This is a genomic window from Cupriavidus sp. 2SB, assembly GCF_005503625.1.
Lineage (GTDB): Bacteria > Pseudomonadota > Gammaproteobacteria > Burkholderiales > Burkholderiaceae > Cupriavidus.
This window is the reverse complement of the sequence record NZ_SCMX01000075.1, coordinates 22,649-30,336: the sequence shown is the minus strand read 5'-3', so window position 1 is coordinate 30,336 and position 7,688 is coordinate 22,649. Positions and strand designations below refer to the sequence as shown.

At 65.9% G+C, this 7,688-nt stretch carries 9 protein-coding genes; 3 read left to right on the top strand and 6 right to left on the bottom strand.

The features are described from left to right. Positions 1-136: 136 nt before the first annotated feature. Entirely contained in the window at positions 137-1,069 is a 933-nt protein-coding gene (locus tag FFS21_RS25900) for a helix-turn-helix transcriptional regulator (RefSeq protein WP_137927572.1), read from the bottom strand. Between the two features lie 792 nt (positions 1,070-1,861). Beyond that, positions 1,862-2,173: a hypothetical protein gene (locus FFS21_RS25895; protein WP_137927571.1), complete on the bottom strand. Its 312-nt coding sequence runs from the start codon at positions 2,171-2,173 to the stop codon at positions 1,862-1,864. A 478-nt stretch (positions 2,174-2,651) separates the two neighbouring features. On the opposite strand from FFS21_RS25895, the gene FFS21_RS25890 reads away from it, so the two are divergent. Beyond that, positions 2,652-2,891 (top strand): hypothetical protein, encoded by a 240-nt coding sequence (locus FFS21_RS25890; protein WP_137927570.1) that lies wholly within the window; start codon positions 2,652-2,654, stop codon positions 2,889-2,891. A gap of 77 nt (positions 2,892-2,968) precedes the next feature. Further along, entirely contained in the window at positions 2,969-3,412 is a 444-nt protein-coding gene (gene cynS / locus FFS21_RS25885) for a cyanase (protein WP_137927569.1), read from the top strand. A gap of 26 nt (positions 3,413-3,438) precedes the next feature. On the opposite strand, the gene FFS21_RS32150 is transcribed toward cynS, so the two are convergent. After that, entirely contained in the window at positions 3,439-3,603 is a 165-nt protein-coding gene (locus FFS21_RS32150) for a hypothetical protein (RefSeq protein WP_171020492.1), read from the bottom strand. A 306-nt stretch (positions 3,604-3,909) separates the two neighbouring features. On the opposite strand from FFS21_RS32150, the gene FFS21_RS25880 reads away from it, so the two are divergent. Then, on the top strand, positions 3,910-4,671 hold the full coding sequence (locus FFS21_RS25880; protein WP_137927568.1) for a phosphoribosyltransferase: 762 nt from the start codon (positions 3,910-3,912) through the stop codon (positions 4,669-4,671). A gap of 10 nt (positions 4,672-4,681) precedes the next feature. Here FFS21_RS25880 and FFS21_RS25875 read toward each other — a convergent pair whose 3' ends face one another. Genes FFS21_RS25875 through FFS21_RS25865 form a run of 3 tightly spaced genes read right to left on the bottom strand, consistent with a single transcriptional unit; the run spans position 4,682 to position 7,586 of the window. Further along, a complete protein-coding gene (locus FFS21_RS25875) occupies positions 4,682-5,215 on the bottom strand; it encodes a LeuD/DmdB family oxidoreductase small subunit (protein WP_137927567.1) in 534 nt (177 codons plus the stop codon). After that, positions 5,212-6,531: a 3-isopropylmalate dehydratase large subunit gene (locus FFS21_RS25870; RefSeq protein WP_137927566.1), complete on the bottom strand. Its 1,320-nt coding sequence runs from the start codon at positions 6,529-6,531 to the stop codon at positions 5,212-5,214. Before FFS21_RS25870 ends, FFS21_RS25875 begins: the two co-directional genes overlap by 4 nt. Next, entirely contained in the window at positions 6,528-7,586 is a 1,059-nt protein-coding gene (locus FFS21_RS25865; RefSeq protein ID WP_137927565.1) for a Bug family tripartite tricarboxylate transporter substrate binding protein, read from the bottom strand. Before FFS21_RS25865 ends, FFS21_RS25870 begins: the two co-directional genes overlap by 4 nt. Positions 7,587-7,688: the final 102 nt, after the last annotated feature.

The window sequence follows — 7,688 nt, the reverse complement described above, 5'->3', positions numbered from 1 at the left end:
TTACTCCCCTCTCCCGCTGTGCGGGAGAGGGGCGGGGGAGAGGGCCAGCAGTTCAAATTGCTACGTGGTCGGCAAGCAGAACCTCCAGCCCTCTCCCCCAACCCCTCTCCCAGAGGGAGAGGGGAGTACGACGAGGTCAGAGCGTGGCTGCAGTACCCGTCGCCACAAACCGCTCATCCCTGCGCCCAGGCTGGATCCTCGCCGCATGCTCATCGCCGCTGACCCATTCCAGCGTGGCGCCGCGCTGCAGGGCGGCGTAGACCGCCTCACCCTTGTTGCGGACCTTCAGGCGCTGGTAGAGCGTGCAGGCGTGGCTCTTTACGGTGGCCACCGAGATATTGAGCATGCGGCTGACGGTCTTGATCGGATAGCCCCGGGCCAGCAGCACCAGCACTTCGTACTGGCGCGGCGTGATCTTGAGCATTTCGGCTTCGTCGTAGCTGGGCTCTTCCTCGGCCCGTTGCACGCTGGAGGCCGGCACCGCAGGTTGCGCGGCGATGGGCTGGCCCGGACGCAGGCTGGTCAGGTCGCGCACGGCCACAGCGGCGCGCATGGCGCTGGCGCACGCGGATGGCGATGCCGGGTCCGTTGCCGGGACAGCCGATAGCGGCAGCGGCGCAGCCGAAGCCAGCGACGTCGCCGCCGGCATGGCCGAGCGCGATGCCACGGCGGGTGCGGCCGACTCACCGGCGAACATCAACCCTTGCACGCTGGAGACGGCCAGCCGCATCGCGGCTTCGATCACGGCGAGCGAGGCCGATTTCGGCAGGCAGCCGCAGATGCCACGCGCGGCGTCTGCGTTCGGTACATGCAGCGGCAGCATGTCGGCCAGGATCAGGATGCGTTGCGGGGCCAGGCGGTCCCGCGCCTGTTCCAGCTGCTCCCAGCCAAGGGCCTGGTCGGCGGGCATGCCGAAGACCAGCAGGTCGGCGTTTCGGTGCGGTGTCTCCAGACGGTGGATGTCGCCGGGCGCAAGCGCCAGTACGTGTCCGGATTCCTGGATGGTCTCGAGCATCTGCAACAGCCCGAGCCGGAGCAGCGGATGCTCCTCGATCAGCAAGGCGTTCATTCTTCTTGACTCCCCGTTTATGGGTGAGATGCGGGACGCTTTGCGTGAGGGGAATGCGCTTGCGGCCATCTGGCGGCCACCGGTGATGGTGCCGCGAAAAAACAGCCGTAACCCTGTGCTTCCGTGTCTGTCGACGCCCATTTGTCAGAGGGGCTTGTCCGCGTGACCGGAAGTATGACCCGTACCCTTACCCGAAAAAACTCGCTCCTGAATTTGGAAACTTGAATTCATCTTATGGGCTGGTCCGAACGAATGCAAGCAGGTGGATAACGGTGGAGGCCGGGTTGTAATGCACCGCCCTACATAATCCATTGCCGATGCCATACTTTTGGCTCGCAAAGTATGTCAGACGCCATCCGACATGGCGTGGCGCGGTGGTTGCACTGTTGATACATCCACTGAAGAAAGTGTTTCAGCCGTGCAACCATATTGAAAGAAAATCGCTTTCTGATTATCTATTCGTCACCCACATGGGGGGTGTGGCATTAAGAGAAATCATGCGTGGTGGCGCATTAATGAAACCCGTTGAAAACTATTCCGATCGTCACGATTTGTAGCGACGCCTTAATAGGCGGCGCGCAGTCTAGTGCAAAAGGATGAGATAAAAATCGTTCCTCGGCACGAATGCAAAAAAAGGTGTCTAGTCGCGGCCACCCGGCTTGCAACCACCTCCGGAATGGCAGCGGGCCGGACCTCACGCCCAATGAGTCCGGCCCGCTTCAACCATCGGTACAGGGTTCAACGCAGGAGCATGTACTGACTTACCTCGGCGTCGGACCCTGGGTGGCCGCCTTATCGCGACCAGTGGCCCCGCTGCTGGTACCAACCGTGCGGACCGCGTACCCAGCGGTCCGGCACATAGCGATAGCCGGGGCGCGATGCCTCCCAGTGGCCGCCGCGCCAGGCGTAGTTGCCGCGCACCCGGTCATAGTGGCCCGGCACCCATGCGCTGCCCGGACGCGGAGGCGGGCGAACTTCGTGGCGCGGTGGGGGCGGCGCGTTCCTGTAGTAGCCGTGGTCATGCGCCTCGGCGGCGGGCGACATCAGACCGAAGAGGCTACCGGTGGTCAGCACGGCGGCGGCAAGCAGGATTTGGCGTTTCATTGAGTTCTCCTTGAGTCCGTTTCGAGGAACTGCCGCTTAGTAGCGGTGGTGGTAGCCGCCGCGGGGCGGTACGACGATGCAGGCCGAAAGCAGGGCACTGGTGGTGGTCAGCAGAAGGGCCAGGACAATTGCGCGTTTCATGTGGGACTCCGTTGTTCGATGCGTGTGGACGACGGCTTCACTCTAGCGGTGCGATCGGCGCGGACGCGGTTGCACTTGTAAGGCTGTCTCACATGCCCCCGCTCGTGTCCGCGTGGAAAAACGCCCCGCCCCGGCCGCCGCAAACCGTTGTCCCGTAACGGCTGGCGGGAATGTGACCCACACGCCCGGACGATCTCTGACACGTCAGCGGCCAATAATGTGGCGTTACATCGGAAATGACTTTCGCAACGTTTGCCGGGCGTTGGGGCGGCCGGCATCTGTATCGGCACGAACAGTGACTCGCCCGGCGATGCGCAGAAACGGGTACGCTTTATCCATGGCGGGACGCTGGCGGGTGTTCCTGGCGTTCCCCACGGCGGTGCGTGCCGATGGCACGAAGCTTGCGCCGACTCTGTTTGCCGTATTCCCGAGGGAGGACGTCATGCCGGTCATGTTCATCGTGCTGGTGCTGCAGGCGCTGGAAGGGCTCAGTCCGCTTGCGGTGCCCGAGTTCGCCCGAGCCCGGTTCGACAGCGGTGCCCGCGATGCCGTCGCGGTCATCGAGCGTCCACACTAGCCGAGGCCAATCCACGCGCCAGACTGGCCGCGCCGTTCTCTCCGGGCTTCCCCTGTACGACAACCGGAGAGACCGACATGAATCGAAGCGATGTGACCGACCTCATCATCGAGGCCAAGGTAACGCGCGGCATCACCTGGGCACAGGTGGCCGAGAAGGTGGGCAAGAGCAAGGAATGGACGACTGCTGCCTGCCTGGGGCAGATGACGTTCGACGAGGCCGGCGCGCGGGCCGTCATGGATATCTTCGACCTGCCGGCCGAAGCCGAGCCGTGGCTGCGCACGGTGCCCTACAAGGGCTCGCTGCCGACGGAAGTGCCCACTGACCCGCTGATCTATCGCTTCTACGAACTGGTCAGCGTCTACGGCACCACGTTCAAGGCGCTGATCCACGAGGAGTTTGGCGACGGCATCATGAGCGCGATCGATTTCCGCATGGACCTGCATCGCGAGGCCGATCCGAACGGCGACCGCGTCCGGATCGAGATGTCCGGCAAGTTCCTGCCGTACAAGACGTACTGACGACCGTACCGGATCAGCCGAAGCGTTCAGCCAAAGAACTCCTGGTAGTAGCGCGTGCATGTGCCGGATTGCCGGAAGGTGTAAGGCAGTTCGGCCATGGCGGCGGCATCCAGCGAGCCGAACGGGATGTCCAGATCGGCTTCCGGTTGATCGGCCACGTTGTCGGTGCGGGAGAGGTTCTGGGGGTTCATGGTGGATCTCGCTCTGTCGGGCGCGGCTGAATTGCCGCCATGCAGCAATCCTACGCATCGACCCCGCCGGGATCATCACCCCTTCCCCGAAAAGACTGTTTCACATCGGTAATTAATCGCTTGCCGCTATCGGGGCGATAGGCCGCCCCAGGTTGCCGCAGCGCAACATTCCGCGGCGCCCATGAATTTCCCATTCTTCCCGCCGTTGCGATGGCGCCGGACTATATTGCCTGTGGAGCCTTCGACGTGAAGCGGCTCCTCACATCGCTGCCAAGCCTTTCGCTTCCCTATTCCGGGAGACCTGCCATGAGCCTGCCGCCATGCTTTGCCGACCGTCGCGAGGCAGGCCAGTACCTGGGCCGCAAGCTGGTCGAACTCGGATACACCCGGACACCCGATGGCGATGCGGCGCTGGTGCTCGCCCTGCCGCGCGGCGGGGTGCCGGTGGCCTATGAAGTGGCACGTGCCATCGGCGGATTGCTCGACATCCTGCTGGTGCGCAAGATCGGCGCACCGGGTTATCCGGAACTGGCGCTCGGCGCCGTGGTAGAGGGCGACGCGAGCGGACGCGATCCGCATACGGTGATTAACGACAACCCCTGGGCTAGCCGTGCGGTGGAGTCGGGCGCCTTCGATGCGGAACGGGGCAGGCAACTGGGCGAGATCTGCCGCCGCCAGCAGCGGTATCGCCAGGGGCGGCCCGTGGCGGCCATGGCGGGGCGATGCGTGATTGTGGTGGACGATGGCGTGGCCACTGGCGCCACGATGCGTGCAGCGCTCGATGCCGCGCGCATCGCCGGTGCGGGGCGCATCGTCGCCGCCGTGCCTGTGGGGTCGCCGGACGGGCTGGAAACATTGCGCGCTGCCGCCGATGAGGTGGTGTGCCTGAACTCGCCCGCCAGCTTTGCCGCCGTGGGCGCGTTCTATCTCGATTTCACCCAGGTCAGCGACGACGAGGCCATGGCGTTGCTGCGCGAGGCCGATTGCGCCTCGACCCGGCCGGGTTTGAACTGGCCGCGCGGCGGCATCGGGGGCGCGGCATTTACGCCGGGTCAGGTCGCGCGCTGAGTCGGGTGGTTCAGCCCCCGCCCTTCAATCGCGCCTTCAGGTGCGGCACCAGGCCGCCCGCTTCCAGCATGGCGCGCAGGAAATCGGGCACGGGTTCGCAGGCCACGCTTGATCCGTCCGCCAGCCATACGCTGGCCGTCGCAAGATCGAACGTGCCGCGCGCGCCGTCGGCAAGTGCCTCGGCATGCGGGCACACCAAAACCGGCAGGCCCAGGTTGATGGCGTTGCGGTAGAACAATCCCGAGAAGGACGACGCCAGCACCGCTGCCACGCCAAGGTGGCGCAGGGCCTGCGGGGCCTGCTCGCGCGACGATCCCATGCCGAAGTTGCCGCCCGCCACGACGATGTCGCCATGCCGCACACTGCCCGGGAAATCGGGCCGCAGGTTTTCCAGGCAATGCTGGGCCAGCGCATCGATGCCAGCCTTCATATAGAGGCCGGGCGCCATCGCATCGGTATCCACGTCGTCGCCAAAGCGCCAGATGCGGCCGGGTTTGCAGTCTTTCGTACTGAGTGCAGGAGACACTTCGGGAACTACGTTCATGCGAGAAACTGACGCGGGTCGGTGATCTGGCCCGTCACGGCCGTGGCGGCGACGGTCATCGGTGAGGCCAGCCAGACGGCGCTGCCCGCATCGCCCATCCGGCCAGCGAAATTGCGCGCGGTGGACGCAATGGCGCGGCTGTTTTCCGGAAACCGGCTGAGGCCATAGCCTGCGCAGGCGTTGCACGCATTGGGCAACAACTGGGCGCCAGCATCGAGCAGCACGCCCAGCGTACCCTCGCGCTCGGCCTGCTGCTGGTCTCGCACCGAAGCGGGCGCCACGCGCAGGCTTATGCCAGGGGCCACCTTGCGGCCACGCAGCACGCGCGCGGCCATGCGCAGGTCGTCGAGCTTGGCGCCGGTACACGCGCCCAGGTAGGCGATGTCGATGGGTTGTCCCGCCGTGTGCGCCACCGGCGCGCTGTTGGCGGGGCTGTGCGGTGCGGCCACCTGGGGGCTGAGCGCGGCAGCGTCAAAGCGGTGTGCGGCAAGAACCGGTGCCTCATCATCGCTGCGCCATTGCAGGGGATCGATGGCGGCCAGCGTCGCGGGATCGACCCCCGCATCGGCCAGCCACGCCAGCGTGGTGGCATCGGGCGCGATCAACCCGGTCTGCGCGCCAAGTTCGGCACACATGTTGGTCAACGTCATGCGCTCCTGCATGGACAGCGCGGCGATGGTGTCACCGGTGAACTCCACGGCTTCGTAGCGGCCGCCGGCCATGCCGAGCGTGGCGCACAGATGCAGCATGATGTCCTTGGCGCAGACCCCGATGCCAAGCTCGCCATGCCATTCGATGCGGATGGTCTGCGGCACGCGCAGCCAGATTTCGCCCGTGGCCAGCACGCCAGCCATTTCCGTGGCGCCGATGCCGAACATGTAGGCGCCGAACGCGCCGCCAGTGGGGCTATGGCTGTCTCCGCCGACGATGAAGCGGCCCGGCAGCACGTGGCCGCGCTCGGGCAGTACCACGTGGCAGATGCCCTGGCTGTCGATCAGGTTCGAGATGCCGGACTGGCGCGCCCAGTCACGCGTGAACTGGACGATGGTCTCGGCCTCGGCGTCAGCGGCGGGTACGTAGTGATCGGTGACCACCACGAAGCGCGCAGGGTCCCACACCGTAGCGCCCAGTTCGCGCAGCAGCGGCGCCACGCGCCGGGGTCCGCTGGAGTCATGCGCCATCGCCAGATCGACCTTGCACATCACGATGCTGCCTGGCGTGACGGCATCCACGCCCGCTGCGCGCGCCACGAGCTTCTGCGCGAGCGTGGCGGGATGGGTCCCGACGGGAGCGGTGCCGCCGCCAATCACCGTCATTCCGGCTGGGCTCCGGAGTACCTGACCACAGTGGCCCAACGCTTCACGTCCTGCTTCACGAAGTTCGCGAACTCGGCAGGCGGCATGCCGCTGGGTTCGGCGCCATCCGTTTCCAGCCGCTTGCGCACGGACGGCTCGTCGATGCCGCGCCGCGCGGCCTGGTAAAGCGCCTGCGCAACGTCCGGCGGCAGGTTGGCCGGGCCGAACAGGCCGAACCACGCGCTGGATTCGAATCCCTTCACCGTGGCACCGATCGGCTGCACGCCGGGGAACTGCGGCAACGGGGCGGGGCTGGTGACGCCAAGTACCTTGAGCTTGCCCGCTTTCACGTGCTGCGCCACATTGAGCGTGCTCGCGAACATCAGGTCCACCTGGCCCGCCAGCAGATCGGTCACGGCCGGCGTGGTGCCCTTGTAGGGGATGTTGACGATGTAGGTGCCCGTCATCATCTTGAACATGTCCCCGGCCAGATGGACCGACGAACCCATCGACCCGACACCGAAGTTGAGCTTGCCCGGCTGTGACTTGGCCAGCCGGATCAGCTCGGGGATGTTGTTGGCGGGCAGCTTCGGCGTGGCCACCAGCACGCTGGGCACGGTGGCCACCAGCATGAGCGGCGTGAAATCCTGCACGGGATCGAACGGCAGCTTCTTGTAGAGCGTGGCGTTGATGGTATGGCTCGTGAAACTCATCAGCAGCGTGGTGCCATCGGCTGCGCTCTTGGCCACGATATCGGCGGCGATGTTGCCACCGGCGCCGGGACGATTCTCCACCACCACGGACTGGTTCAGGGTCTGCGACATCTCCTGCGCGATGGTGCGCGCCAGCGTATCCGTGGTGCCACCGGCCGATGCACCCACTAGGATCCGGATCGGCTTGCCGCCCGCCACGGCGGCGTGTGCGGGGATCGTGGCGGCCATCGAGATCAGGGCGAGGCACGTGGCGCCAAGCCAGCGTCTTCCACGATGCATCACGGGTGCTTGGCTGGCAGAGCGGACGGATGCGGCAACTGGCTGGCGGGCTGGCTGATGCCGGCCCGGGCGAACAACTGGCATGGCGGGGGCTCCACGATTGTGATCAGGAGTGCGCAGTATGGCCCGGAAACGTCGGTGCCGAGAAGCCCAGGGAAGTAGGGCTGAATGGGCCGGGCGGGAGGC